General features: G+C 62.2%; 24 protein-coding genes and 2 pseudogenes. 10 read left to right on the top strand and 16 right to left on the bottom strand.

Going from position 1 to position 26,870, the window contains the following annotated elements:
* Positions 1-78 precede the first annotated feature (78 nt).
* The 6 genes and pseudogenes from BUE21_RS15175 to BUE21_RS06565 all read left to right on the top strand — a co-directional run bounded on the left by BUE21_RS15175 (position 79) and on the right by BUE21_RS06565 (position 6,703).
* A complete protein-coding gene (locus tag BUE21_RS15175; RefSeq protein WP_407656055.1) occupies positions 79-495 on the top strand; it encodes a sigma factor in 417 nt (138 codons plus the stop codon).
* Positions 402-623 carry a sigma factor-like helix-turn-helix DNA-binding protein gene (locus BUE21_RS14950; protein WP_234971071.1) on the top strand — a complete coding sequence of 74 codons (222 nt, stop codon included), beginning with the start codon at positions 402-404 and terminating at the stop codon, positions 621-623. Before BUE21_RS15175 ends, BUE21_RS14950 begins: the two co-directional genes overlap by 94 nt.
* 85 nt (positions 624-708) lie before the next feature.
* Positions 709-1,656 carry a FecR domain-containing protein gene (locus BUE21_RS06585; protein ID WP_159435817.1) on the top strand — a complete coding sequence of 316 codons (948 nt, stop codon included), beginning with the start codon at positions 709-711 and terminating at the stop codon, positions 1,654-1,656.
* Positions 1,657-1,982: 326 nt separating this feature from the next.
* On the top strand, positions 1,983-4,508 hold the full coding sequence (locus BUE21_RS06580) for a TonB-dependent receptor (RefSeq protein ID WP_084522974.1): 2,526 nt from the start codon (positions 1,983-1,985) through the stop codon (positions 4,506-4,508).
* A gap of 17 nt (positions 4,509-4,525) precedes the next feature.
* Positions 4,526-5,461: pseudogene (locus BUE21_RS14945) on the top strand (formylglycine-generating enzyme family protein).
* Between the two features lie 75 nt (positions 5,462-5,536).
* Entirely contained in the window at positions 5,537-6,703 is a 1,167-nt protein-coding gene (locus BUE21_RS06565) for a YncE family protein (RefSeq protein ID WP_084522972.1), read from the top strand.
* Positions 6,704-6,848: 145 nt separating this feature from the next.
* Here the strand turns inward: BUE21_RS06565 and BUE21_RS06560 are convergent, their stop codons facing one another.
* The 7 genes and pseudogenes from BUE21_RS06560 to BUE21_RS06530 all read right to left on the bottom strand — a co-directional run bounded on the left by BUE21_RS06560 (position 6,849) and on the right by BUE21_RS06530 (position 11,367).
* Positions 6,849-7,250 carry a type II toxin-antitoxin system VapC family toxin gene (locus BUE21_RS06560; protein ID WP_073355891.1) on the bottom strand — a complete coding sequence of 134 codons (402 nt, stop codon included), beginning with the start codon at positions 7,248-7,250 and terminating at the stop codon, positions 6,849-6,851.
* A complete protein-coding gene (locus BUE21_RS06555) occupies positions 7,231-7,515 on the bottom strand; it encodes an AbrB/MazE/SpoVT family DNA-binding domain-containing protein (RefSeq protein ID WP_073355890.1) in 285 nt (94 codons plus the stop codon). Before BUE21_RS06555 ends, BUE21_RS06560 begins: the two co-directional genes overlap by 20 nt.
* 249 nt (positions 7,516-7,764) lie before the next feature.
* A complete protein-coding gene (gene queA / locus BUE21_RS06550; RefSeq protein ID WP_073355889.1) occupies positions 7,765-8,871 on the bottom strand; it encodes a tRNA preQ1(34) S-adenosylmethionine ribosyltransferase-isomerase QueA in 1,107 nt (368 codons plus the stop codon).
* A complete protein-coding gene (gene rfbB, locus BUE21_RS06545) occupies positions 8,868-9,956 on the bottom strand; it encodes a dTDP-glucose 4,6-dehydratase (RefSeq protein ID WP_073355888.1) in 1,089 nt (362 codons plus the stop codon). Before rfbB ends, queA begins: the two co-directional genes overlap by 4 nt.
* Positions 9,957-9,992: 36 nt before the next feature.
* Complete coding sequence (locus tag BUE21_RS06540) at positions 9,993-10,880, bottom strand: EamA family transporter (protein ID WP_073355887.1); 888 nt, start codon at positions 10,878-10,880, stop codon at positions 9,993-9,995.
* A pseudogene (locus tag BUE21_RS14465) lies at positions 10,877-10,969 on the bottom strand (nitroreductase family protein); the annotation flags it as partial. The gene BUE21_RS06540 and the pseudogene BUE21_RS14465, both read right to left, overlap by 4 nt.
* A gap of 143 nt (positions 10,970-11,112) precedes the next feature.
* Entirely contained in the window at positions 11,113-11,367 is a 255-nt protein-coding gene (locus BUE21_RS06530) for a hypothetical protein (protein WP_073355885.1), read from the bottom strand.
* Between the two features lie 390 nt (positions 11,368-11,757).
* Here BUE21_RS06530 and BUE21_RS06525 point away from each other — a divergent pair, with 390 nt between their 5' ends.
* A complete protein-coding gene (locus BUE21_RS06525) occupies positions 11,758-12,678 on the top strand; it encodes a LysR family transcriptional regulator (protein WP_073355884.1) in 921 nt (306 codons plus the stop codon).
* Here BUE21_RS06525 and gshA read toward each other — a convergent pair.
* The 5 genes from gshA to BUE21_RS06500 all read right to left on the bottom strand — a co-directional run bounded on the left by gshA (position 12,669) and on the right by BUE21_RS06500 (position 18,978).
* Positions 12,669-13,961 carry a glutamate--cysteine ligase gene (gene gshA, locus BUE21_RS06520; protein WP_073355883.1) on the bottom strand — a complete coding sequence of 431 codons (1,293 nt, stop codon included), beginning with the start codon at positions 13,959-13,961 and terminating at the stop codon, positions 12,669-12,671. The two genes, BUE21_RS06525 and gshA, sit on opposite strands and share 10 nt — an antisense overlap.
* A gap of 75 nt (positions 13,962-14,036) precedes the next feature.
* Positions 14,037-15,530, bottom strand: coding sequence for a TrkH family potassium uptake protein (locus BUE21_RS06515; RefSeq protein WP_073355882.1), 1,494 nt, complete (start codon positions 15,528-15,530; stop codon positions 14,037-14,039).
* Position 15,531: 1 nt separating this feature from the next.
* Positions 15,532-17,193, bottom strand: a complete 1,662-nt coding sequence (gene trkA / locus BUE21_RS06510) for a Trk system potassium transporter TrkA (protein WP_073355881.1) — start codon at positions 17,191-17,193, stop codon at positions 15,532-15,534.
* A gap of 97 nt (positions 17,194-17,290) precedes the next feature.
* Positions 17,291-17,713, bottom strand: coding sequence for a hotdog fold thioesterase (locus BUE21_RS06505; RefSeq protein WP_073355880.1), 423 nt, complete (start codon positions 17,711-17,713; stop codon positions 17,291-17,293).
* 14 nt (positions 17,714-17,727) lie between these two features.
* Entirely contained in the window at positions 17,728-18,978 is a 1,251-nt protein-coding gene (locus BUE21_RS06500) for an MFS transporter (protein WP_073355917.1), read from the bottom strand.
* Between the two features lie 246 nt (positions 18,979-19,224).
* Between BUE21_RS06500 and BUE21_RS06495 the strand changes: the two genes are divergently transcribed.
* Both BUE21_RS06495 and guaD read left to right on the top strand, forming a co-directional pair.
* On the top strand, positions 19,225-20,256 hold the full coding sequence (locus tag BUE21_RS06495; RefSeq protein ID WP_073355879.1) for a porin: 1,032 nt from the start codon (positions 19,225-19,227) through the stop codon (positions 20,254-20,256).
* 9 nt (positions 20,257-20,265) lie between these two features.
* Positions 20,266-21,582, top strand: a complete 1,317-nt coding sequence (gene guaD / locus BUE21_RS06490; protein ID WP_073355878.1) for a guanine deaminase — start codon at positions 20,266-20,268, stop codon at positions 21,580-21,582.
* Positions 21,583-21,598: 16 nt separating this feature from the next.
* On the opposite strand, the gene BUE21_RS06485 is transcribed toward guaD, so the two are convergent.
* A complete protein-coding gene (locus tag BUE21_RS06485; protein ID WP_073355877.1) occupies positions 21,599-22,507 on the bottom strand; it encodes a LysR family transcriptional regulator in 909 nt (302 codons plus the stop codon).
* 173 nt (positions 22,508-22,680) lie between these two features.
* Here BUE21_RS06485 and BUE21_RS06480 point away from each other — a divergent pair, with 173 nt between their 5' ends.
* Positions 22,681-24,042, top strand: coding sequence for an NCS2 family permease (locus tag BUE21_RS06480; protein ID WP_073355876.1), 1,362 nt, complete (start codon positions 22,681-22,683; stop codon positions 24,040-24,042).
* A gap of 68 nt (positions 24,043-24,110) precedes the next feature.
* Here the strand turns inward: BUE21_RS06480 and BUE21_RS06475 are convergent, their stop codons facing one another.
* The 3 genes from BUE21_RS06475 to BUE21_RS06465 all read right to left on the bottom strand — a co-directional run bounded on the left by BUE21_RS06475 (position 24,111) and on the right by BUE21_RS06465 (position 26,866).
* A complete protein-coding gene (locus BUE21_RS06475; protein WP_073355875.1) occupies positions 24,111-24,878 on the bottom strand; it encodes an ABC transporter permease in 768 nt (255 codons plus the stop codon).
* Between the two features lie 23 nt (positions 24,879-24,901).
* Positions 24,902-25,750: an ABC transporter ATP-binding protein gene (locus BUE21_RS06470; RefSeq protein WP_073355874.1), complete on the bottom strand. Its 849-nt coding sequence runs from the start codon at positions 25,748-25,750 to the stop codon at positions 24,902-24,904.
* Positions 25,751-25,828: 78 nt separating this feature from the next.
* Positions 25,829-26,866: an ABC transporter substrate-binding protein gene (locus tag BUE21_RS06465; protein WP_073355873.1), complete on the bottom strand. Its 1,038-nt coding sequence runs from the start codon at positions 26,864-26,866 to the stop codon at positions 25,829-25,831.
* Positions 26,867-26,870: the final 4 nt, after the last annotated feature.

The following is a 26,870-nucleotide window of genomic DNA, read 5'->3' as shown; positions in this document are numbered from 1 at the left end:
GACCACCACATCGATGGCCACCCCAGCATGCAATAATGCGGATGAGTTTCATCATTACTCAATCACAGGTTCAGTCCCATGCCCGCCTCGCCAGCCCCGCTCGATGTGCAAAAGCTCTACGGCGATCACCATCGCTGGTTGTTGGCATGGCTGCAACACCGGCTGGGCAATGAGTTTGACGCAGCCGATCTCGCGCACGACGTTTTCATCCGTCTGCTCTCCAAAAACCTGCACAGCCCCTCGCCTTCGACTCGCTCCCGCACGAACGGGCCTATCTCGGCAAGATCGCCAAGGGCCTGTGCATCAACCTCTGGCACCGGCGGGAACTGGAACAGGCATGGCTGGAAACACTTGCCGCCCAACCGGAAAACACCGCCCCCTCGCCCGAACATCAGGCCATCGTGCTGGAAACCTTGCAGGAAATCGGTCAGGTCATCATGGGACTGCCCGGCAAGGGACCACAGGTCTTCATCCATGCGGTCATCCAGGGCATGACCGAAGTCGAAGTCTCCCTGGAGCTGGGCTTGAGCACCCGCATGGTACGCAAGCACGTCGCCCAGGGCATGCTCGCCTGCATGATGCTCAAGGCGGAATACCGGCGTAACCAGATCGAACCACTATAAACAGCACCGCAGAGCATTCATCCAAAGTGTGCTGCATACCGTGAAGCCCTACATGCCACCGCCATCAATCCCTCCGCATGCTGTCATGCAGCAGGCGGCAGAGTGGTTTGCCTTGTTGAGTTCCGGCAATGCAACGGACGCAGACCGCTTACGCTGGCAAAGCTGGCTGGCCGCAGCACCAGCGCACCAGCAGGCCTGGAGCTATGTGGATGCTGTCAGTCAGGACATGGCCCAACTGCAAAAGGCAGTCAATCAGGATGTAGTCTCCGACAAACTGATTGATGCACACCAACGTATTTCCCAACGCCGCAAATTGCTCAGCCTTGCAGCATTCATTGGACTGGGGAGCATCAGTTGGGCCGTCTGGCGTCACACTGGCCTGCAAGGCAAGGTAACTGCCTGGCATGCTGACCATCACACCGCCACGGGCACCATTCACGCCCTGACTCTACCCGATGCCAGCCAGGTTTGGCTCAATACCGCCAGTGCCATCAACATCGACTACAGCGCGGGGCTGCGCCGTATCGAACTGGTACAGGGAGAAGTGCTGATCGCCACGGCTGCCGATGCAGTAAACCGCCCGTTTGTAGTGGACACCCTCCACGGACGCATGCAGGCATTGGGAACACGCTTCTCTGTGCGGCTGCTGAATGAGCAAACCCGCCTTACCGTCTTTGAAAGTGCCGTCAGGGTACACCCTGCACAAGCAAGCGATTCGCGGCTTGTGCAAAGTGGTCAGCAAGTCCACTTCAATGACCAGACCATTCTGGCCGCCGCATCTGCTTTGCCCGATGGCGACAGTTGGGCCAACGGTGTGCTGCAAGCCCACCGGATGACACTGGCAGAACTGGTCGCCGAGTTGCGCCGCTATTACCGGGGACATATCGGCCTTGCCGATGAAATTGCACACCTGCGCGTGGTTGGCAGCTTCAGGCTGGACGATGTGCCACGCTCGCTCCAGGTGCTGGAGACGGTTCTGCCCGTGCGCGTCCAGCAAACACTGCCGTGGTGGATCAGCATTGAAGCGGACTAAACAAATCATTACAAAATTTGTTGCCGATCCAGTTCCGGTTTTCGCTCAGTTGTCGGGTTTGGATGATGAGAGGAAAACGAAAACTACCCAGGCCACCCACGCACGCGCGAAGCAAAGCGCAGAGCAGGCACCACATCCGGCCAAGGCAAACTCGCACCTGTAGAACAACGCAGGTGATCTCTCTCAAAAAAAACGTATCGGCAATGCCCCATCCCGCCAGTGCAGACAACGCGCTGGCGTGCCGGGCTTGCACGGCTTATTGAATTTGCAACGCACACCGACACCGCCAGCGGCACGGCAAGCGCGTTTGTTGGAGAGATACGAACATGACCGAACCCAGGCGGCACACAAGCACCGCAGCGGCAACACTTCCTGCCGCCATCCCATCGCTGCAAGAGGCGGCCAATACCCGCAGGCACCAAGCCTTTGCTCTGTGCCCGCTCGCTGCACTGCTGCACGTCATGCTGGTATCCGGGGTGCTGGTGGCAGCAGCTCAACCGCAAACGGCATGGGCGCAGGCTGGCGGCGCAGCGCAAACAGCCAGCAACCACCGAAGCTACAGCATCCCCGCCGGGGCACTCAGCAGCGCATTGGCCCGCTTTGGTGCCGATGCGGGCATCACGTTGGCAGTGGATGCGGAACTGGTGCAGGGCAAAAGCAGCCTTGGCTTGAATGGACGTTACAGCATCCAGCAAGGCTTGCAAGCCTTGTTGCAGGGAACCGGACTGGCAGCTGTGCCGCAAGCCAATGGCAGCTATGCGCTGCGGCAGCTTCCAGCACCAACGCAGGCAGGCACGGCAACGCCGGGAACCTTGCCGGAAGTGGTGATTATGGCCGTGCCAAGCAGACCAGGCGATTTGCAGCCCGTTCATGTCGGCCGCCAGGTGGCGCGAGGAGGTAGCTTGGGCATGCTCGGCAATGTGGACATCATGGAGACGCCCTTCAACCAAACCAGCTATACGGCGGAACTCATCGAGAACCAGCAGGCCAAAACCATAGGCGATGTCGTCCAGAACGATCCATCCGTGCGCCTGTCTTCCCCTGCCAGTGGCTATTATCAGTTTCTGCAGATCCGCGGCTACCAGCTCATAGGCAGTGATATTTCGATCAACGGCCTCTATGGCATGGCACCGACTTTTTCCGAAACACCTGTCGAATTCGTCGAACGCGTGGAGGTACTCAAGGGACCGAACGCTCTGCTCAATGGCATATCGCCCAATGGCGCCGTTGGTGGTTCGGTGAACATGCAGACCAAACGTGCCGGTGACGATCCACTGAACCGCCTGACCTTGGGCCTGGATTCCGACTCTTTGTGGAAGGGGCACATCGATCTGGCACGGCGCTTCGCAGACGGCCAATGGGGCCTGCGGTTCAATGGCAGCTATACCGATGGCGAAACCTACATCGACGAGCAGAAAAAGCAGGGCCACAACTTTTCCCTTGCATTGGACTATCGGGGTGATCGGGCACGCCTTGCGCTGGATGTGATGCGAATGGATCAGAAGTCAAAGAATGGCGCACCGTTCTTCGCCAACATGACGGGACTTGACGATGTGTTGTCTCCCCCCGATGGCAGCACGAACATCCAACCCGGTGCCAACGCGCATCACGAAACGCAGACTGTTATCTTCAGCGGCGAGGTTGATCTCGCACGCAACCTGACGGCCTATGCAAAGTTGGGCTACAGGGAGTATGACTATGATGGGGTTCTTGCCCATACTGTCTATAACATGACGCCGGATGGCAGCGGTTCGCTGACGGGCTACATGTGGCGGCAGGAAGAACAGACCACGGTGGCTGAGACAGGCGTAAATGCCAACTTCGTCACAGGCCCGATATCGCACACTTTGGCGGCAAGTGTCTCCCATACCGATTGGGAAACCCGCAGCGCGTTCAACAGTGCAAGCCTGACCACCAATATCTACAACCCTTCACAATCCCTGGCCTACTCTGCCGCGCCAGGAGCACCGTTAAGTGGCAGTGATAAAACGCTGCGCAGTTTGGCCCTGGCCGATACCCTTCGGTTTGCGGATGATCGTTTGTTGCTGACATTGGGCGTGCGCAGACAGAGCGTAAAGGTCGATACCTTGGGTGCAACCGGCGCACTGACCTCCAGCTACAACAAGCATGCGTGGACCCCCATGGTGGGCGTGGTCTTCAAGCCGCATGATGGTTTGTCGATCTACGGAAACTACATAGAGGGACTCACGCAGGGCGCGACGGTGGGTGCCAGCTACCTGAATGCCGGGGAAGTTTTGGCTCCCTACAAAACAGAGCAACTGGAAGTCGGCGTCAAATTCGAACTTGGCCATTTCACCAATACCTTGAGTGCCTTCCAGATCAAGAAACCCAGCACGCTGGTGGACTACAGCACGTTCCCGACTCCTTCGCTGCTGCTCAATGGGGAACAACGCAATCGGGGTGTCGAGTGGTCGATATTCGGGGAAGTGGCGCAAGGCGTTCGTGTGCTGGGCGGAGCCACCTATATCCAGGGACGACTGACCCGGACCCAGGATGGCCTGCAAGATGGAAATGACGCACCTGGCGTGACCCCCTTTGCCGTCAATCTCGGTGGAGAGTGGGACTTGCCTGCCATCCCTGGCCTGACCGCCAGTGCACGCCTCATTCATACCAGTTCGCAATACCTGAATGACGGCAATACCTTGAAGGTTCCCGACTGGCAGCGCGTGGACATTGGCGCACGCTATGCCGCCCGCATCGCAGGCAAACCGGTGGTGTTGCGTGCAGGCATCGACAACCTCTTCGATAAAACGTACTGGGTGGGTGGCTCAAGCATTGCCACGGTCGGTGCGCCACGCACCTTCAGGCTGTCGGCCATGGTGGATTTCTGAGCATCCCACTTTCTGAAATGATCAGCATGAAACAGTACTTCAACCAATCGATTGTGGTCTCCTGTTGCGCAGTCACCATGCTTCTGGCCTGCACCCAGCCCACGTTGCAATCTGACGACTCGCAAAGAAACGGTGGCATGGTCCATGTGCCAGCGGGCTGGTTCTGGAGGGGCTTGTCCGAAGAAACGATGTATCGGTTTGTTGCCGCCTGCATTCAGGAACGCGATGCGGGCGAGGATTGCGCAGGCTGGTTCCGGGTTGCCACACCGCGCAATCAGGTGTGGCTGGATGCCTTCTGGATCGATCGGCTGGAAGTCTCCAATGCCGACTTCCGCCAATTCGTGCAGGCCACCGGCCACGTGACAGATGCAGAACGCGAGAACAAGGGCGCAGTGCGGCGAGAACAGGACGGCACCTGGGGCTGGTTCATGGTGGATGGAGCCAACTGGCGTTCACCGCAGGGCGCTGACAGCCATATGGAAGCCGGCAATCACCCTGTCTTGCAGGTCAGTTAGCACGACGCGCAAGCCTATTGCCAGTGGGCCGGCAAGCAATTGCCCACGGAAGCGCAATGGGAAAAAGCAGCGCGCGGAACCGATGAGCGCCTGTACGCATGGGGCAATGATTGGGCTGACGCACAGCATTCCAACAGTGCCAAAAGCGTTGCCAAAACCACACCCGTGGGCCACTACCCCAGCGGGGCCAGCCCTTATGGCGCGCTGGACATGACGGGCAATGTCTGGGAATGGGTTGCCGACTGGTTCGGGCCTGACTACTACGCCGTCGGCGAGGCGCGCAACCCGCAAGGTCCGGCACATGGCAGATCGCGTGTGCTGCGAGGTGGCTCATGGCACCACAGCAGCGTGATTTCACTGGCCGCCTATCGCATTCACCAGCCACCCACTGCACGCAACAACCTGGCGGGCTTCCGTTGTGCCGTATCTCGTATCTGAGCCTTGAGCTTCAGCCACCTTTGACCAACGGTGTTTCCCATTGCCCCTTCATTCCATTTCATCAGCACAAGTCCTATGCGCAAAACCTCTCCACTCTCCCTCATGCTGCTGGCCGCTGCCCTGACTTGCGGCACAGTGCTTGCCAGCACCGAAGCTGTTTCTGCCCCGCCCGATGCCGTTGTTGAAAGCACCACAGTGCAAATCCAGCGCGCTGAATTTGATTCAAGCATTTATGAACTGGCCTACAGCGAAAAACAGCAAGCCGTATTTGCTGCTGCGCCTGTCTGGGATGATGAAAAAAAGTCCAAAGTACTGCGGCTGCATCCGGAAACCCTCGCCGTGCAAGCCGAGATCGAACTGCCGCTCAAGGGTTTTGGCGTGGCCCTTGATGAAACCAATGATCGCCTGTATGTAGGCCACGGCTTTGACGGTGCAGTCAGCGTAGTGGACATCGCTGCCAATAAACTCATCCATACCATCCAATTGGCGCAGAAGATCAAAGGCGAGGACGGCAAAGATCGCTATTCACACCACCTGCGCGAACTGGTGATTGATGCCAGACACAAGCGTCTGTACGTTCCCGGTTTTGCAGCCAAGAACAGCGTGCTTTATGTGATTGACACGGAGAGCCTGAAACCGGAAAAAACCATTCCCGGCTTCGGTTTTCATGCGATAGGCATTGCACTGAATGCCAAGGAGAATCGTGTTTACGTATCCAATCAGCAGGGGCAGGTCATGGAAGTGGATGCCGCCACGCTGGAACTCGTCAAAACGCATGAAGTGGAGGCCGACCAGCTTCTGAACCTGGTGTTCGACCCTGCCTCCGGACGCCTGCTGGGAACCGATCAGGGCTACAACCGCAACGAACTTCGCAACAAGAGCCTGGGGCACCCGTACACGCCACGCAGTAACGGGCACAAAGTGGTGGTGCTCGATCCATCCACAGGCAAGATAAATGCCGACCCTGACACTGACAAGTACCCGGTGGCACTGCTGCTGGATGGCGAACGCCAACGGTTTTACGTGACAAACTTCAATGGCATCGGCGTGGAAGAAGGCCGTGGCACACTAATGGTATTTGAGAGTGACAGCTACAAGCTGTTGCAAACCATTGCACTACCTCCGCACCCAAGCAATCTGGCCCTTGATACCAAGCGCAACGTACTGTATGTGTCAGTGAAAAGAGACCGCAGCGGCTGGAAAAACAAAACTCCGGAAAGCGTGGTACGCATTCAGTTCTGACTTCAAACGAACGATTCATTGCGCATCCACTCATCTGGTCATATTTTCCACAATAAAAAAACAAACGGATAGTTATTATCCGTTGCGGCCTGCTGTGCAGCTATGACCAGAGATGCGTTGCTGTATTTTCAGCTCAACATTGCCATCATGGTGTGCGGGTTTTGATGGTTGTCCAGCGTTTGGCTGCTTTTTTGATGAAACGGGCATCAAAGGTGGCAAAGCCCTCGTCGCAGCCTGCGGTGTGGGCGCATTGCAGGTGCAAAGCATCGGCAAAGTCCATACCTTCCGCCAGTGCCTCGGTAGCTTGTGCAATCGCATCGGCTCCGTCGCAGACTACGCTGGGCAGGGCTGTCAGGCCAGCAAAGGCACTGGCGATTTCCCTGGCCTCGAAGCCAAATGCACTGCGCAACACCCATTCAGATTCGAGCAACACGGTTCTGGAAACCCAGATGCGGTGTGCCCGGAACAAGTCTACGGCCCTCTGGTGCTGCCTAGCATCATCATCGACCAAAAAACGGATGAGGACGTTAGTATCGACCGCGAGCATGACGTTTGGCGGCTTCCGTGGCGATGGCAGCATTCATTTCATCCAGGCTGACCTGTGCGCGACGCGGCTTGAGGCAACCCGCGACATCTTCGATGCGGGCCGTGCCCTGACCTGGCTTGGCAATAGGCTTGAGCAGCACGCCTTCAGGCGTTTCCTGCACCAGAAACTCGGTTCCGGCTTCCCACTGCCGCGCATGGCGTATGGCACCGGGCAGGACGATTTGTCCCTTGCTGGACAATCTTGTGACTTCGGGTCGAATGGGCATGCAATGCTCCAAGTGTAAGACGATGGTAAGAAGCATTCTAACTCCCTTGTAAGAACGTGTTCACGATCTCAGGACAATGCTGTTCAGTCAAGAAAAGCACCATTCATTCCCGCGAAAGCGGAAACCCAGTAACAAGGTATCCCATTGAGAAGCAAAGTGTTCTTTTGATACGTCGTCACTGGATTGCGGGCCAAGCCCGCAATGACGATGCTACCTGTACGGCACCTCCATGAAATCGTAAACACACTCTCAGCGCGAGGCCGACAGTGGCTGTCGCTCCAGCAGCATGGAGTCGCCGTAGCTGAAAAAGCGGTATTGCTGGGCCACGGCGTGTTCGTAGAGTTGGCGAATGTGCGTGTAACCGGCGAAGGCACTGACCAGCATCATCAGGGTGCTCTTGGGCAGGTGGAAGTTGGTGATGAGCACGTCCACCACCTGGAAGTCGAAGCCGGGGGTGATGAAGATTTGGGTGTCGCCCTCGGTCTGGCCGCTGCGTGCCCAGGATTCCAGGGTGCGCACGCTGGTGGTGCCCACGGCCACGACGCGCCCGCCGCGTGCCTTGCAGTCGGCAATGGCCTGTACGGTGCTGGCGGGTATGTGGTACCACTCGCTGTGCATCCGGTGCTCGGCAATGTTCTCGGTCTTGACGGGCTGGAAGGTGCCTGCGCCCACATGCAGGGTCAGGTTGGCGCGTTGCACGCCGCGCTGCGCCAGTTGCTCCAGCACGGCGGCATCGAAGTGCAGCGCGGCGGTGGGAGCGGCCACGGCACCGGGTTCCCGTGCAAACACGGTCTGGTAGCGTTCGTTGTCCTCGGCTTCGTCCGGGTCGAAATCTGCGGCCTGCTGGCGCGCAATGTAGGGCGGCAGCGGCAGGTGGCCGTGCTGCTCCATCAGGCTCCAGGGTGTGGCATCGGGCGGGCCGATGAGACGCAGGCGAAACAGCGGGCCATCGGCATGCGGGTAGCGTCCCAGCAGCACGGCATCGAAGCCGCCATCATGCAGGCCACCGGCCAGATGCAGCAGGCCACCGATGGCCGGTTTTTTGCTGACCTTGAGGTGAACGGCGACTTCGTCGCCCCCCAGCACGCGCTCGATAAGGATTTCCAGCTTGCCACCGCTGGCTTTTTCGCCAAAGATGCGCGCCCTGACCACGCGGGTGTCATTGAAGACGAGCAGATCGCCCGCTTGCAGCAGTTGCGGCAGGTCGTGAAAGTGGCGGTCGGCAGGTGGGAGGTGGCGGCCATCGAGCAGGCGCGAGGCACTGCGCTGGGCCGTGGGGTGCTGGGCGATCAGTTCCGGCGGCAGCACATAGTCGAAGTCGCTGAGGGTGTGGGGCTGTGTCTGTGGGGTGGTCATGCCTGGCCCTGTTCCTGAGCGTGTGCGGCCTGTCCGTACTGGGTGGCGACCCAGTCGCGGTAGGCTCCGCTTTGCACGTTCTGCACCCAGTCGGGATGTTCCAGATACCACTGCACGGTCTTGCGGATGCCGCTGTCGAAGGTTTCCGCCGGGGTCCAGCCCAGTTCCTGCTGCATCTTGCGGGCATCGATGGCATAGCGGCGGTCATGGCCGGGGCGATCCTTGACGTAGCTGATCTGGCGGGCGTAGGGCTGGCCGTCGCTGCGCGGGCGCAGTTCGTCCAGCAGGGCGCAGATGCGCTGCACGATGTCGATGTTGGCCATTTCGTTGTGGCCGCCGATGTTGTAGGTCTCGCCCGGTGTGCCCGCTTCCAGCACGCGGCGGATGCCGCTGCAATGGTCTTTGACGTAGAGCCAGTCGCGGATTTGCAGGCCATCGCCGTAGATTGGCAGAGGCTTGCCTGCCAGCGCGTGGGTGATGACCAGCGGGATGAGTTTTTCCGGGAAGTGGTGCGGCCCGTAGTTGTTGCTGCAATTGGTTGTGAGCACCGGCAGGCCGTAAGTGTGGAACCAGGCGCGCACCAGGTGGTCGCTGGCGGCCTTGCTGGCACTGTACGGGCTGTTGGGTTCGTAGGCCTTGGTTTCGGTGAAGGCCGGGTCGCTGGCCGACAGCGTGCCATAGACCTCGTCGGTGGAGACGTGCAGGAAGCGGAACGCCTGCCTGTGCGCGCCTTCCAGCGTGAGCCAGTGCTGGCGGGCGGCTTCCAGCAGGTTGAAGGTGCCGACGATGTTGGTCTGGATGAAGTCCGCCGGGCCGTGGATGGAGCGGTCCACATGGCTTTCTGCCGCAAAGTGGACGATGGCACGGGGGCGGTACTGCGCCAGCAGCGCGGGAACCAGCGCGGCATCGGCAATGTCGCCCTGCACGAATACATGGCGGGCATCGCCTTCGAGGCTGCGCAGATTCTCCAGATTGCCCGCGTAGGTGAGCTTGTCGAGGGTGAGCACCGGCTCGTCGCTGTGTGCGAGCCAGTCCAGAACGAAGTTTGCGCCGATAAAGCCTGCGCCGCCGGTGACCAGAATCATGGGATGGAATGGGTGAAGACCGAGACAGGCTGCCGATTATCGGTGCATTTCACCCTGTGTCCCGTCCGTTCTGGCCGGTACTGCTGCCCGCTGCGCCAGGCCGATGCTGCCGAACACCACCAGCATTCCCAGCAGTTGCAGACCGGTCAGCGACTGGCCAAGACACAGCCAGCCCAGCACGACTGCCGTGGCCGGGCTGAGAAAGCCCAGTGGAGCCACGGCATTCGGGCCAAGCGGGGCAATGCCGCGAAACCAGAGCACATAGGTCAGGGCCGCACCCACCAGCCCCAGCCAGATGAGGGCCAGGCCGTTGGCCAGGCTCAGCACGGGCATGGGTGGTGCAAGCCACCACACCAGCGGCCACAGCAACAGCCCGCCCGCCGTCAGTTGCCAGGCGGTGAATGTGAGCAACGGCACCGGTGGCTGCCATTTGCGCGTGAGCACCGTGCCACAGGCCATCGACACGGCCCCACCCAGCGCGGCGGCAATGCCGATGGCACCGAGGCGGGCATCGGGGGTCAGCACCAGCCATGCCACGCCCGCCAATCCGGCCAGTGCCGCCAGCACGGCACGCCGGTGCAGCGGCACTCCCAGCAGTGCGGCGGCCAGCCCCAGCACGATCAGCGGCTGCACCGCCCCGACCGTGGCCGCCACGCCACCGGGCAGGCGATAGGCCGCCACAAACAACAGGCTCCAGAACACCGCAAAGTTCAAGGCCCACAGCACCAGCACACGCCACCACCAGATGCCACTGGGCCACTGGCGTGCCCACAGCAGCAGCAACAGGCCAGCAGGCAGGGCGCGCAGCAAGGCCAGCAGCAGCGGCGAGAATCCGGCCAGATACTCGGTGGTGACGAGGTAGGTGCTGCCCCAGATGGCGGGCGCGATGGCCGTGAGCAGCAGATCGGCATGGTGGTTTTTCACAGGATTTCCAGCACCTGCGCGAGTGGACGGCGGGGTTTTTGCGGCCAGTTGCCGGGTGCCGCCTGCCCCACGGCCACCAGCAGAGCCGGAATGTCGCCCTCGCCCAGGGCATGCGTGGGGTCGAAGTGATTGGCCGAAAACCGCTGCTGGATCAGGGCAATCGCGGGGTGAATCGAAGGATGGCTCATGGGAAGATTTCTTTGCAGTGGAGATGTCCTAAGGAGAATGGCACTTACTTAAGGAAGGTATGCAAAACCCGTTGCGCCGCCCGCATCCCGCCACTGGGCGCATCGCTGCGTTGGCTTTTGCGGTCAATAGCCCCGCTATTGACCGCAAAATCCGCCTTGCGCTGCATCCCACTGGCGGGCGCGGGCTTACCGCAAGGGTTTTGCAGACCTTCCTTAAGCCTGTTTCCCGTCATTCCGGGCTTGACCCGGCAATCCAGTGACAAAGCAAACCAGGAGAAACGAACGTGTTTTTTCTCCATGTCGTCACTGGATTGCGGCCTTCGCCGGAATGACGGCGATAAGCAAGCGGCATTCGTCCCAAGGAATGTCTGCAAAACGCTGCTGGAAAGCGCGGGCCGTTGTGGTGGATGCAGCGCGCGAAGGGTTTTGCAGACCTTCCGTCAGCATAGTCAATGCACTGAAAAATGATAATCCGCGTTACAGCAAAGATATTATTCACCATCAGAAATCAATAAAGGAAACGCTGAATCATTCCGCCCGAGTCGCCGCGCCCCCTATCGGGATGGGCTGCAAGGCGGTTTTTGGGGTCAATAGTGGTGCTATTGACCCCAAAAGCCAACGCAGCAGACCGCCCGAGAGGGGGATGCGGCGGCCGGGAGGAATGATTCAGCGTTTCCTAAAGGACTGTCATGGATCGATACATTGCCTTGCAGGTGTTCCGCCAGGTCGCGGAACAGAACAGTTTTGCCGCTGCCGGGCGGCGGCTGGGGCTGTCGCCTGCGGCCATCAGCAAGAACGTGGCGGAACTGGAAGCCCACCTCGGCACCCGCCTGTTCCAGCGCACCACCCGGCGCGTTTCGCTCACGGGCGAGGGCGCGCTGTATCTGGCACACGTCCAGCAGGGGCTGGACACCCTGGCCGAAGGCGAACAGCTTTTGTGCCAGGCCAAGCTGGAGCCTGTCGGTGTGCTGCGGGTCAGCGCGCCGCTGACCTTGGCCATGACACAGTTTTCCTCGGCGATTCCGGCGTTTCTGGCACGCCATCCGCACTTGACGCTGGAGCTGGACCTCAGCGACACCCAGGTCGATCTGGTACGCGATGGCTTCGATCTGGCCATTCGCGGCAGCCGGGAGCTGGAAGATTCCGGCCTGATTGCCCGCAAGCTGACGGCCATGCCCTATGCCGTGTGCGCCGCTGCGGCCTATCTGGAGCGGCATGGCCGACCCGCCACCCCGTCCGAGCTGGCAGAGCACCACTGCATCCGCTTCAGTCTGGCGCGTTCGGATGTCTGGACGTTCCGGCAGCAAGACCGCGTCGAAACCGTGCCAATCGATGCACGCTACAGCGTCTCGTCCAGCCTGGCAATCATGGATGCGCTGCGGGCTGGCTTTGGCCTGAGCCTCATCCCCCGCCCGTATGTGGCCGCCGATCTGGATGCAGGCCGCCTGCAAACGGTGCTGGACGACTGGCACACCGACGCACTGCCCATCTATGCCATCTATCCGTCCAGACATTACCTGACCCCCAAGGTGCGGGCCTTCATCGAGTTCTTGCAGGCGTGTCTGCCACCGGCATCATCACCGGCGCAGAAACCAGGGCATCAGGCGTAAACCTCTGCGTTGGGATCGGTTTTTTCCAGTTCATAGCTGGCGGCCAGCATGGCCAGGCGGCCAATCACGCCGTACATGTAGAAGCGGTTGGGGATGTGTGCAGTGGGGTGGCCCTGGGCATCGAGCACATGTTCCGGCTCGAAGGCCAGCGGCAGGAAGGTGGCACCGGGGGCGTTGAGGTTTTCGTCCGCGCCCTTGCTGGCGTGAGTGCGGTAGAAGCCGCCAACCACATAGCGGTCCATCATGTACACCACGGGTTCGGCGGTCGCGCCGCCGATGTTCTCAATGGTGAGCACGCCCTCCTGCACGATGAAGTCGGAGGTCTGCTGGCCGTCCTTGACGACCGACATCTTGTTCTTGGTGCGGCGGTTGATGCTGTCGAGTTCGCTGGCATCCTGCACGGTCATCACGCCCATGCCGTAGGTGCCGTTGTCGGCCTTGATGACGGCGAAGGGCTTTTCGGCAATGCCGTATTCCTTGTACTTGCGGCGCACCTTGGCGAGCACGGCGGTGACGCTGTCTTGCAGGGCCTCGATGCCCTGCCCCTGGGCAAAATCGACCTGCTGTGCCGACTCGAACAGCGGGTTGATGAGCCAGGGGTCGATGCCCAGCATCTTGCCAAAGCGTTTGGCCACTTCTTCATAGGCCTTGAAGTGGATGGTCTTGCGGCGCACGCTCCAGCCTGCGTGGATGGGCGGCAGCAGGAACTGCTCGTGCAGGTCTTCCAGAATGCCTGGGGGGCCAGCCGAGAGGTCGTTGTTGAGCAGGATGGTACAGGGGTCGAACCCCTTGAGTTCCAGCCGGTACTGGCTGCGGTTCACCGGCTCCAGCAACAGGGATTCGCCATTGGGCAGGCGCACTTCGGTGTTCTGGGTGATGTCCGGGTTGATGGAGCCGATGCGCACGTTCAGCCCGGCCGACTGGAAGATCAGCTGCAACTGCGCCACGTTCATCAGGTAGTAGGGGTTGCGCGTGTGGTTCTCCGGGATGAGCAGCAGGTTGCGTGCTTCCGGGCAGATTTTCTCGATGGCCGCCATCGCGGCCTGCACGGCCAGCGGCAGCATCTCGGGCGTGAGGTTGTTCCAGCCACCGGGGAACAGGTTGGTGTCGATGGGGGCGACCTTGAAGCCCGCGTTGCGCAAATCCACCGACGAGTAGAACGGTGGCGTGTGCTCCATCCACTCCAGCCGGAACCAGCGTTCAATGGCTGGAACGGACTCCAGAACGCGTTGTTCCAGTTCGCTGATGGGGCCGGTCAGGGCGGTCACAAGGTGGGGAACCATAGAAGAGTCAGTCCAAAAATGAATGGGAGGATTGTAGGGGCTGTTGGGCCACGGCCCGCTGCGGCGAGCATTGGCCTAACGCCGCCAGAAGGAAGGCAGCAGCAAGGCCATGAAACTGAGGATTTCCAGCCGCCCCAGCAGCATGGCCAGGGTGCAGACCCAGGTCTGGAAAGTGTTCAGATCGGCATAGGTGGAGGCGGGGCCGACCATTCCAAGCCCCGGCCCCACGCAGTGCAGGCTGGCAATCACGGCCGAGAAGGCGGTAATCAGGTCCAGATCGGACAGCACCAGGGCCATGCCCAGCACCATGATGGTGAGCCAGTAGAACAGAATGAAGGCCAGCACCGAGAAGATGATGCGGTTTTCCACAATGGTCTGCCCCAGCCGCACCGGCTTGACGGCACGCGGATGCACGAGCTGCACCAATTCGCGTGTACCCTGCTGCACCAGAATCAGCACCCGGACCATCTTCACCCCTCCGCCGGTGGAACCCGCGCTGGTGGCGAAGCCCGACAGCAGCAGCATCAGCAGCGGCACGAACAGCGGCCAGAGCAGGAAGTCGGTGGTGGCATAGCCGGTGGTGGTGGCCATGGAAATGGCGTTGAAGATGCCAAAGCGCAGGGAGTCCAGCACGCTGTAGCTGCCCTTGAGCCACAGGATCAGGGCCGCCAGCAGCCCACCGGCCACCAGCGTGGCCAGGGTGGCACGCACTTCCAGGTCTTTCCAGAAACCCCGCAGGCTGCGCTTGCGCAAGGCCACAAAGTACAGGGCGAAGTTGCAACTGGCCACCATCATGAAAAAGATGGCGATCAGCTCCAGCAGCGGCGATTCAAAATAGCCGAAACTGGCTTCGTGCGGCGAGGAGCCGCCCAGGCTGACGGTGGTGAACATGTGCATCAGCGCGTCCAGCGGCAACATGCCACCGGCCCAGTAGGCGAGGAAGCAGGCCAGCGACATCAGCACATACACCACCCACAGGCCGCTGGCGGTCTGGGCGATGCGCGGGGTCAGGCGGGTGTCCTTGACCGGCCCGGCGATTTCGGCCTTGAAGAGCTGACTGCCCCCCACGCCCAGCATCGGCAGAATGGCCACGGCCAGAATCAGAATCCCCATGCCGCCAATCCACTGCATGAAGGTGCGCCAGATGTTCAGCGAAACCGGCAGGGCATCCAGGCCACTGAGCACCGTGGAGCCGGTGGTGGTCAGGCCAGACACCGCCTCGAAATAGGCGTGGGTGAAAGAGATGTCCAGCGATTCCAGCCGCGCACTCACCAGCATGAACGGCACGGCCGCAAACAGCGGCAACACCAGCCACACCGCCGCCACCAGCAAAATGCCGTGGCTGGGCTGCAACTCGCGCCGGTCGTGGCGCAGGCGCAGAAACACACCCAGCCCCACGGCCAGACACAGCAGCATGGAAGCCAGATACTGCGGCCACAGCCCTTCGTGCAGCACCAGCGAAGCGGCCAGCGGCACCAGCATGGCCAGTGCGAATCCGCCCAGCAAGGCACCGAGCAGGCGCATCACGGGGCGGGTATGGCTGGAAGAGGCGATGGAGTCGATGGGCATGTCAGAAGAACGTGGGCTTGACGCTGAAGGCTTTCTCCACCTCGCGCACCAGGCGTTTGTGCGGCACGAAGAACACGATGTGGTCGTTGGGCTGAATCACCGTGTCGCGGTGCGGGAAGATCACCTGCACCTGCGAGACCAGGGCAGCGGCCATTTTCTGCACTTCCTGGGCCTCGGCGGCAGCCTGCCCTGCCTTCTGCGTTTCTGCAACCAGTGGCACGGCAGGGCTGGTGGCTGCGGCAGAGGAAGTGCCGCCCGCCGATGCCGCGACCGCCGCCGCCACGGGTGAGGCGGGCACGGGGGGTACGTCCGGCACCGGCGGCGCAGTCACCGGCAGGGCGCACGGTGCGGTGCGCTGGGCATCCAGGGCTTCCAGTCCACGGGCAATCAGGCCCAGATGCACGTCGCGCGGCAGTTTGAGTTCGCCGACTTTCTTGCCGATCACCCGCGAGGTTCTGGCATCGCCGCGCACCACGATCTCCAGGGCTTCGGCCACGCCCTTGCGCAGACTGTGCACGGCCTGCACGTCGCCCTGGCGCACATAGGTCAGCAACTCGCCCAGCATGGCCTGTGCGGGCGTGAGCGCAATGTCGATCTGCGTGCCGTGCATCAGGTCGGCGTAGCTGCGCTGGTTGATGAGGGCCAGCACCCGGCGCGCGCCCATGCGCTTGGCCAGCAGGCAGGTCATGATGTTGTTCTCGTCGTCGTTGGACAGGGCCAGCAGCAGGTCGGTTTCTTCCACCGACTCCTCTTCCAGAAAGCTCTCGTCCGTGCCTTCAGCGCGGAACAGCAGCACATCGTCGGGCATCTGGCTCGACAATGCGATGCTCATCTCCTCGTCGCGCTCCACCACCTTGATGCGGTAGTAGCCCTTGCGATGCTGGGTCAGGGTCTGCGCCAGCTTCAGTGCGACGATGCCGCCATCGACAATCATGATGCGCCGCACCGTCGGCACCGGGGCCTGCACCGGCTTGTTGAGCAGCAGCAGAATGCCCGCAATGTCCTGCCGCGCGGCCAGCACGAACACTTCGTCGTCCGGCTCGATGCGGGTGTCACCATTGCTGTGGATGAAGCGGTCGGGCTGCTCGGCATAGCGGCGGTAGATGGCCACGATGCGCATGGGCAAAGTGGGCATCTGGGCACGGATTTCGGCAATCGTGCGCCCCACCATCGGCGCGGTGGCACGCGCACGCACCGACACCAGCAGCGCGCGGCCATGCGCAAACTCGCGCACCTGCAAGGCTCCGGGAAACTCCACCAGCTTGCTGACGTAGCGCATCAGCGAGTCTTCCGGCTTGAGGGCACAGCTCACCGCAAAGCCCTCCGGCCCCAGCAGTTCGTCACCACTGCGCCAGGCATTGGAGCGCAGGCGGGCAATGCGCGTGGGAATGCGGAACACCTGCTGCGCCACCTTGCAGCACACCAGGTTGGTCTCGTCGCTGGAGGCGCAGGCAATCAGCAGTTCGGTATCGTTCGCGCCCGCCTCGGCCAGCACCGCCGGGTCCACGCCATTGCCCAGCACGCCGCGCAGGTCGTAACGCAACTCCAGCTCGCGCAGGCGTTCGCGGTCGGTGTCGATGACGGTGATGTCGTTGCGTTCGATCACCAGGCTGTCGGCCACCGCCTGCCCGACACGCCCGGCACCGAGGATGATGATCTTCATGGCTTCGCTTCCTGTTTTCGGCAAGTGACACAACCGGCCATGATACCTGCTGCATGTGGCAATTCATGCAGCCGCCCGTGCGCCCTGGGGCGTGTCATCAGTCGGGCTTGAGCACCGCCATCGTCAGGCGTGACACGCACACCGGCTTGCCGGCCTCGTTGGCAATGTCGATCTGCCAGACGTGGGTGGTGCGGCCCATGTGGATCGGGCGCGCCACGCCCGTCACCCAGCCGGAAGTGGCGGCACGCAGGTGGTTGGCGTTGATGTCCAGCCCCACCACATGGTGGCCTGGCGCGCTGGCGTAATAGGCTCCCAGCGAACCCAGCGTCTCGGCCAGCAGCACGCTGGAGCCGCCGTGCAGCAGGCCAAAGGGCTGCTTGGTGCGGGCATCCACCGGCATGCGGCCTTGCAGATAATCGTCGCCAATGGCGGTGATTTCAATGCCCAGGCTCTCTGCGGCAGTGTTCTTTCCCTGCTCCTGGATGGCGTGCAGGTCAATGGTTTTTTTCCAGATGGACATGGCTCAAGTCTCCTTCAAGAATGATGATGGGGCGGACGCAGGAAATGCGCTGCCTCCTCGAAACGGCTGACGGTGCGCAGCGGCCTGAAAATGCGCATCCACGCGGCCACCACCGCCAGCGTGCAGACACTGCCGAACACGGCCGCCTGCACCGCTCCCAATGCCGCCGCACTGGTGCCGGCGCGGAATTCACCCAGCTCGTTCGAGGAGCTGATGAACAGCATGTTCACGGCATTGACGCGCCCGCGCATGTGGTCGGGGGTGGCAAAGTTGATGAGCGAGATGCGAATATACACACTCAGCATGTCGGCGGCCCCGGCCACCATCAGCGCAGCAAACGACAGCCAGAACCAGGTGGAGAGCGAAAACACCAGATTGGCCACGCCAAACACCGCCACGGCCACGAACATCACCATGCCCACATTCCGGTTGATCGGGCGGCGGCTCAGGTAGGCCCCGGCGGCAATCTCGCCAAAGCCCATGGCACTGCGCAGCAGCCCCAGCCCCTCCGGCCCCACATGCAGCACCTCATGGGCGTAGATCGGCAGCAGCGCGATCACCCCGCCCAGCAGCACGGCAAACAGGTCCAGCGAAATCGTGCCCAGAATGATGGGGTGCGACCAGATGAAGCGAATGCCCGCCCCGAAGCGCGTCCAGAGGCCGTCGGCACGATCCCGGATGCTCTCGGCACTGGGCTTGTCGGCATACAGAATCGGCACGAAGTGCAGCAGCAGCAGGCCCACCAGAAAACACACCACGCACACCAGATAGGTCAGGCCACCGCCGCCCCATTTGTAGAGAAAGCCGCCCAGAATCGGGCCGCCGATGGTGGACACGCGCAGCAGCATGCTGTTGGTGGCAATCGCCTGCGCCAGTTGGGTGCGCGGCACGATCTGCGGCAGGATGCTTTGCAGGGCAGGCCCCGTGAAGGCACGGCCGCAGCCAAACAGCACCAGCACCGCGTAGAACCACGCCACATTGTGGTTCTGTGTGAGCGAGAGCCACAGCAGCACCCCGCTGCACACCGCCTCGATGACCCAGCTGATGGCCAGAATCGCCTTGCGGTTGAAGCGGTCGATCAGGTCACCTGCCGGCACCAGCAGCACCAGCATGGGCAGGAACTGCGCCAACCCCACATAGGCCAGCGACATCGGATCGCGTGTGATGTCGTACACCTGCCAGGCCACCACCACGGCCTGCACCTGCACGGCAAACACCGTGGCCATGCGCGCCAGCAGAAACGGGAAAAAGCCGGGTGTGCGCATGACCCCGGTGGCCGCCACGGAATCGGCCGCCTGTTCGGATGGAAGGGAGGATTGGTCGGTCAAGGCACACCTGCCTGCAAAGTGAAAACCGGCAAGTATAGGAGCGCGGGCCAAATCCTGCTGGGCCTAGGGCGTGTCATCATTTAGATTCGCCCCCGCGCCAGTGCGCCCCTGCCTGGCATAGAAACTGCATACAAAAAGTCAAGACCGGCCACTGGGGCCGCCTGTACCTCGGAGCTTTCCTGTATGCAAAAAAACACCGTCCTGTGCACCTTCGCCCTGCTGATGGCCAGCAGCACCGCCATGGCCCAAAGCAGCGTCACCATCAGTGGCACCGCCGACGTGTATGTCGGCTCCATCCAGTACGCGGGCACCGAGCGGCAGGGCAAGGTCGGCTCTGGCGGGCTGACCACCTCCTGGCTGGGTTTCTCGGGCACAGAAGACCTGGGCAACGGCCTCAAGGCGGGCTTTGCCTTCGGCTCGTTCCTGCGGCTGGACAGCGGCTCGCCCGGCCGCTTCAACGGCGATACCGTGTATGCGCGCGATGCCAACGTGAGCCTGCGCGGAGACTTTGGCGGCATCAAGCTGGGGCGCAGCAGCGCGCCCAATTTTGGGCCTTCGTTGCAGGTCAATCCTTTTGGTGTATCGTTCACGTTCTCGCCACTGATCCAGCACATGGACATGAACAGCGTGCCCGGCTACACCCGCACCGCACAGGCCGATACCGGCTGGAGCAACCAGGTGGTTTACAGCACGCCCAAACTGCTGGGGGGCCTCACGCTGAACCTGCACTACCAGTTCAGCAACCTGCCCGATGCGCAGGACAGCAAGCGCAACGTGGCCATCAGCGGCTCCTTCAGCCAGGGGCCGCTGTCGCTGGCGGGCTTTTACGAACAGGCCGAGCTGACCAACCCGAATGTGAATGCCCGCCCCTTCCAGACCAGCGACTGGATGCTGGGCGGCTCCTATGACTTCCAGGTGGTCAAGGCATTCCTGAGCTATGGCGCGGCAGAAGACATGGCCGCCATCGACGACGAGGCCGACACCGTGCAGGCCGGGGTGAGCATTCCGGTGGGTGCGGGCAAATTTCTGGCATCCTACGCCCAGACCGGCTACCAGTTGCCCGCCACACCCGAGCAGACCCGCAAGACCCTGACGCTGGGCTACGACCATGCCCTGTCCAAGCGCACCGACGTGTACGCCATCGTCATGCACGACCGCTTCACCGGCACCGACAGCGGCACCAGCTATGCCGTGGGCCTGCGCCACCACTTCTGACGTTCCACGATGCTCAATCCCCGCCCTGCCACCCCCACCCATGCCTGCCGCGCCCGCGTGCTGCGCTTCGACAACCACCAGCCCATCTGGGAAGACGATGGCGCACTGGTGTTCGGCACCGATGCAACCGGGCAGGCGCGCCTGCTGGAGGTGGGCAGTGCCCCGGCGGTGCTGGGCCAGTACCCGCTGCTGCCGGTGGCGCACTGGCCCGACCGCATCGTCGCGCCGGGCTTTGTGGACCTGCACATCCACTACCCCCAGACGGACATCATCGGCTCCCCCGCCGAGGGCCTGCTGCCCTGGCTGGAGCACTACACGTTCCCTGCCGAAACCCGCTTCGCGGATGCGGCACACGCCGCCGCCACTGCCGAGTTCTTCCTGGACGAACTGCTGCGCAACGGGGTCACCACCGCCCTGACCTTCTGCACCAGCCATCCGGCATCCGTCGAGGCCTTCTTTCAGGCTGCGCGCCAGCGGCAGATGCGCATGATGGGGGGCAAGGTCATGCAGGATCGCCACAGCCCGGATGGCGTGCGCGACCAGACCGAGCAAAGCCTGCTGGACACCAAAGCCCTGCTGCAACGCTGGCACGGGCAGGATCGCCTGGGCTACGCCATCACACCGCGCTTTGCGCCCACCAGCAGCGATGCGCAGTTGCGCGGGGCCGCCGAACTGGCGGCGCGCTACCCGGACACCTGGATTCAGAGCCATCTGGCCGAAAACCGGGACGAGGTGCGCTGGGTGGCCGAGCTGTTTCCACTATCGCGCTCCTATCTGGGCGTGTACGAGGATTTTGGTCTGCTGCGCCAGCGGGCCATCTATGCCCACTGCATCCACCTCGACACCACCGACCGCCAGCGCATGAAAGCCTGCCACACCGCCGCTGCCGTCAGCCCCACCAGCAACCTGTTTCTGGGCAGTGGCTTCTTCGACTTTGCCCAGGCCGATGCGATTGGCATGGGCTACGGGCTGGCCAGCGATGTGGGCGGTGGCACCAGCTTCAGCCCCTTTCGCACCATGCTGGCGGCCTATTTTGCGGGGCGCGAGGGCCAGACCAAGCAGGGCGTGAGCCTGCTGCCGTCGCAACTGTGGTACCGGCATACCGCCGGTGCCGCTGCCGCACTGGGGCTGGAAGGCAGCATCGGCAATCTGCAACCGGGCTGCGAGGCCGACTGCATCGTGCTCAACCCACAGGCCACGCCCCTGCTGGCCCGCCGCACCGCCCAGGCCGACAGTCTGGAAGAACTGCTGTTCGCCATGATCGTGCTGGGCGACGACCGGCTGGTGGAGCGGGTGATGGTGAACGGGCAATGGCTGCCGGGGTAAGAACGTGTTCCCAATCTCAGGGCAGTTCCAGCCCCTGAAAAGCCTGTGTCATCTCGGCCATCGCCCATTGCGCCGCACGGGAGAGTTGCCGCTGGGGGGCCACGCACAATGAAAGCTGCACCGGGCGCACCTGGCGCGGGTTGAGCGGCACGAATACCAACTGGCCGCGTGCCACCTCATCGGCCACGTCCAGATAGCTCAGCACCGCAATGCCCGCGCCCTCCCGCACCAGCGAGCAGATCATGCGCACATCATTGCATTCGATGGCCTGCTGGGCCGGCAGTTGGTGCTGGGCATACAGGGAGGCGACCTGTGGATGGATCATCAGCGGTGCGGCGGCGACAATGTGCCGGTGGCCCATCGTCTTGCCGAAAGCCAGTTGCGCTTCCTGTGCCAGCGGATGCGCAGGCAGCATGGCCACGCCCAGCGGAATCCGCAGCAGCGGGCGCAACTCCACGCCCTGCACGGCATCGGTGGCCAGCATCAGGCCGAAATCCACCTCGGCCGCCCCCACCAGCGCGACGATCTCGCGGTTCTCCTGAAAGCGCAGTGAAAAGTTCAGCCCCGGATAGTCGGTGCCAATCCGGGCGATGGTGCGGGCCACCGGGCCACTGCTGAGCGCACCGATCAGGGCCAGCGAAACATGGCCGCGCCGCAGTCCCTGCAACTCCCCCAGCCGCTCCAGCGTCCTGGCGTAGTCCTTGTGCCAGCGGCGCAAATCGTGCAGCAGCAATTCCCCCGCCGAAGTCAGCCGCAGGCCAGAAGGCAGACGCTCGAACAGGGCCATGCCCAGCTCCTCCTCGGCCAGCAGCAACTGCCGGTCGATGGCCGATGCAGAGACATGCAGCACCTCGGCGGCCTTGCGCAGGCTGCCCTGGCGCGCCAGTTCGATGAAATAGCGGGAAAAGCGGGTAAAGGGCAACATGGCAGAACAAGGTGAAAAAAGGGAATTCAGATAGGCCACAGGCCCGCAACCTGTCCTGTTTTTCTCAATTGAGAATCCAAAAATATGACATGGACATCAACAGCCATTGTACCTAGAGTGGGTGCGTTGCCCCGATAACTCCAAACCCCCATATCCCCTCGAAAGGCGCGTCCATGAACGAGATTGCCAGCACCGCCACTCCCCGGCCCTCGGCCAGCCTGCCCGGCTCCCCACTCCTGCACCGCAAGCTGGACGCATTCTTCCGGCTCTCGGAACGCGGCACCACGGTGCGCACCGAAGTGATCGCGGGCATTACCACGTTCCTGACGCTGGCCTACATCATCTTCGTCAATCCACAGATTCTGGGGCAGGCCGGCATGGACAAGGGCGCGGTGTTCGTGGCCACCTGTCTGGCAGGAGCCATTGCCTGTTTCGTCATGGGGCTGTATGCCAACTTCCCGATTGCCATGGCACCCGGCATGGGGCTGAATGCCTTTTTTACCTTCACCGTGGTGCTCACCTACCAGTTCAGCTGGCAGGAAGCCCTGGGCGCGGTCTTCTGCTCCGGCATCCTGTTCGTGCTGATCAGTTGGTTCAAAATCCGCGAAGCCATCATCAACGCCTTCCCGATGGGGCTGAAGATGGCCACCTCGGCAGGCATCGGTCTGTTTCTGGGCATCATTGCCCTGCAAAGCGGCGGCCTGGTGGTACAGCACCCGGCCACCTTGGTGACGCTGGGCGACCTGACGGCCCCGGCCGTAGTGCTGATGGTGACAGGCTTCATTCTGGTGACGGTGCTGAACCAGCGCAGAATCGCCGGAGGAACCGTCCTGGGCATTCTGGTCGTGGCCATTGCGGGCATTCCCTTCGGCCTGACGCAGTTCAACGGCATTATCTCGATGCCACCCAGCATCCTGCCCACCTTCCTGCAAATGGACTTTGGCCGCATCACCGAACTGGGCTTCTGGATCGTGGTCATGACGCTGCTGTTCGTGGACCTGTTCGACACCGCAGGCACCCTGATCGGCGTGGGCCACCGCGCCGGGCTGCTGGAGAAGGATGGCAGGCTGGGCGAGATGAAGAAGGCCCTGATGGCCGACAGCACCGCCACCGTGGTCGGTGCCACACTGGGCACCTCCAACACCGGCAGCTATGTGGAAAGTGCAGCGGGCGTATCGGTGGGCGGGCGCACCGGGCTGGTGGCCGTGGTCGTGGGCGTGTGCTTTCTGTTCGCGCTGTTCCTCTCGCCACTGGCGGGCATGATTCCCGGCTATGCCACGGCAGGCGCGCTGCTGTATGTGGCCTGCATCATGGTGCAGGCCCTGACCCAGATCGACTGGGACGACATGACCGAATACGTCCCCGGCGTGGTCTGCGCCCTGGCCATGCCCCTGACCTACTCGATTGCCGCCGGCATCGGCCTGGGCATCATCAGCTATGTGGGCATCAAGCTGGCCACGGGCCACCGCAAGGATGTGTCCTGGACGCTGGGCATCCTGGCCCTGGCCTTCGCGCTGTTCTTCGCTGTCTCCTGACATACCGCACAACCATAGGGGCACTGAACCGGATGTTCAGTGCCCCTTGCATTGGGATGGCGACTGCATCAGCCCTGCGAACCGCGCCGCGCCCAGCCTGTGGTGTGTTTCTCGATCAGGCTGAACAGTTCATACATCAGCATGGCCATCACACCGATCACCAGCAGGCCCGCAAAGGCCAGCCCCATCTGCATGGTGGAACCCGCAGAAATCAGCAAGTAGCCGATGCCCTGGTTGGATGCCGTCATCTCCGATACGGTGGTGCCGACAAAGGCCAGCGTGATGGCCACCTTGAGCGAGGCGAAGAAGTACGGCAGCGAGCGCGGCAGCCCGATCTTGACCAGCACATCCCAGCGTCTTGCGCCCAGCACCCGCAGCACGTCTTCGAGTTCCGGCTCCAGCGTCGCCAGACCGGTGGCAATGTTCACCATGATCGGGAAGAAGCTGATGAGAAAGGCCGTGAGGATGGCAGGGCCTGGCCCGATGCCGAACCAGACCACCAGAATCGGCACGAATGCCGCCTTGGGCAGGGCGTTGAAGGCCGTCATCAGCGGGTAAATGGCAGCATAGGCCAGACGCGACGACCCGATCAGAAAGCCCAGCAGCACTCCCACCACAATCGACAGGCCAAAGCCCGCCATCGTGACCCAGAAGGTACGCCAGGCGTGGCCTGCAATCACGGTGCGGTATTCCAGAAACTGTTGCCATATTTGCAGCGGGCTGGGGAAGATGAATTCCGAAATGCCAAACGCCGAACAGACGAACTGCCACAGCGACAGCGTCAGGAACAGCAGAATCCAGGGCGACCAGCGTTCGAGTTGCTTGGTGTTTTTCATGAAAGTATTCCTTGGCGTGGCGTTCACTGGCCGATGACGGGGGCATCGGTGGCCGCAGCGTGGCCCTGGCGGATGGCTCCGATGTGGCCGCGCAATTCCAGCACGATGTCGGTGAATTCGCGGGTATAGGTGACTTCCAGATCGCGCGGGCGGGGCAGTTCGATGTCGCGCCGCACCACGAAACGGCCCGGGCTTTTGCTCATGACGTAGATGGTGTCGGCCAGAAAAACCGATTCGCGCAGATCGTGCGTGACCAGAATGACGTTGAACTGCTGCTCGGTCCACAGGTCGCGCAGAATGCACCACAGCTCCTCGCGGGTGAAGGCATCGAGCGCGCCAAATGGCTCGTCCAGCAGCAGCATCTTGGGTTCATGGATGAGGGCGCGGCAGATGGAGGCACGCTGCTGCATGCCGCCGGAAAGCTCCCACGGGAATTTGTCCTCGTAGCCCGCAAGGCCCACCTTCTGGAGCAGGCGGCGGGCGCGTTCCTCGTATTCCTTGCGTTTTTGCGAGAAGCTGCTGCGATAGGGTTCGACGATTTCCAGCGGCAGCAGCACGTTGTCCACAGTGGTGCGCCACGGCAGCAGCGAGGGCGACTGGAAGGCCATGCCGGAGATTTTCAGCGGGCCGGTGACGGGCTGGTTGTCGATCCATATCTTGCCGATGGAGGGCATGCGCAGGCCGGTGGTCAGCTTCATGAAAGTGGATTTGCCACAGCCCGATGGCCCGACGATGGCAATGAATTCGCCTTCGCGGATTTTCAGGTTGATCTCTTCCACCGCGAACTGGTTGGCCTGGAGCAGTTCGTCGTTGTAGGCCAGCCAGACATCCTGAAAATGCACAAAGGGGTGGGGGGCGGGAGAAGTGGTCATGCAAAAAGGCTCCTGGTGCGGATGGGTGGAGTGGATCGGATGCAGGCACGCGGCACCCGATCGGCGGTGAAGACGTGCTCAGGGCCTAGGCAGGATGTCGAGTGCGTCCGGGCCGGGCAGGAAGCTGCCGTTCCAGACGGCGGCAGGATCGACGGGGGTCTTGGTGGCGAACGTCTCGGTGACTTGCCTTGCCATCAGCGCGAGGCGGTCGGCATCGACCTGGCCAAAGCCTTCCCGGCGAGCATCGGCGGTATTGACGACGGTATCAATCGCCAGTTGCAGGCGGCGTGTTTCCAGCTCGGGCTTGACGAGGCCATCGCGGGCCTTGACCGATGCCACGGCGGTGGCAGGGTCGGCAATCACCTCCCGCGCTCCCTTGGCAAAGGCTTGCAGAAAGGCTTTGACGGCTTCGGGCTTCTCGGCCAGCAATTTGGGCGCGGCAATGATGACGTTGCCATAGAGTTTGACCCCGTAGTCCGGGTAGGCGAGTATCGCCACGTCTGCGGTCGGGATGCCGCGTGCCTCCAGATTGAGCAGCGAGGTGAAGGTGAAGCCGGTGATGGCCTGCACGTCCCCGCGCACCAGCATGGTTTCACGCAGTGGCGGGTCCATGCTGATCCACTCGACCGCGCCCACGCCATTGGCCTGGGCGAAGATCGGGAATGCCTTGCGCCCGGCATCAAAGACCGGCGCGCCCAGCTTCTTCCCGCCCAGATCGGCCGGGGTCTGGATGCCGGTTTTCTTCAGCGACAGCACCGAGGCAGGCGTGTTGTTGTACACGACCATGACGGCCACCGGCTTGGTGGGCGCATCCGGGTTGTTGGCGTGGAACTCCATCAGCGCGGCCATGTCGGCAAAGCCGATGTCGTAGGCCCCCGATGCCACGCGGGTGACGGCTCCGCCCGAGCCATTGCCTGCATCCACGCTCACATCCAGCCCAGCCTCCTTGAAGTAGCCCTTGGCCGCCGGGTGGGTGAAGAAGGCTGCCGGGCCTTCAAACCGCCAGTCGAGCTGGAACTTGATCGGCGTGATCTGCGCCTGTGCCAGACCCGTGCCGGTCACACCGGCGACCATGCCAAGCCACAGGGCAGTTTGGAGAAAAAGACGTTTTTGCATAGAG

Origin of the sequence: Lampropedia hyalina DSM 16112 (assembly GCF_900129055.1) — a bacterium.
GTDB classification, from domain to species: Bacteria; Pseudomonadota; Gammaproteobacteria; order Burkholderiales; family Burkholderiaceae_C; genus Lampropedia; species Lampropedia hyalina.
Note: the sequence above shows the minus strand (reverse complement) of the source record. Positions and strands in the feature narration are given on the sequence as shown.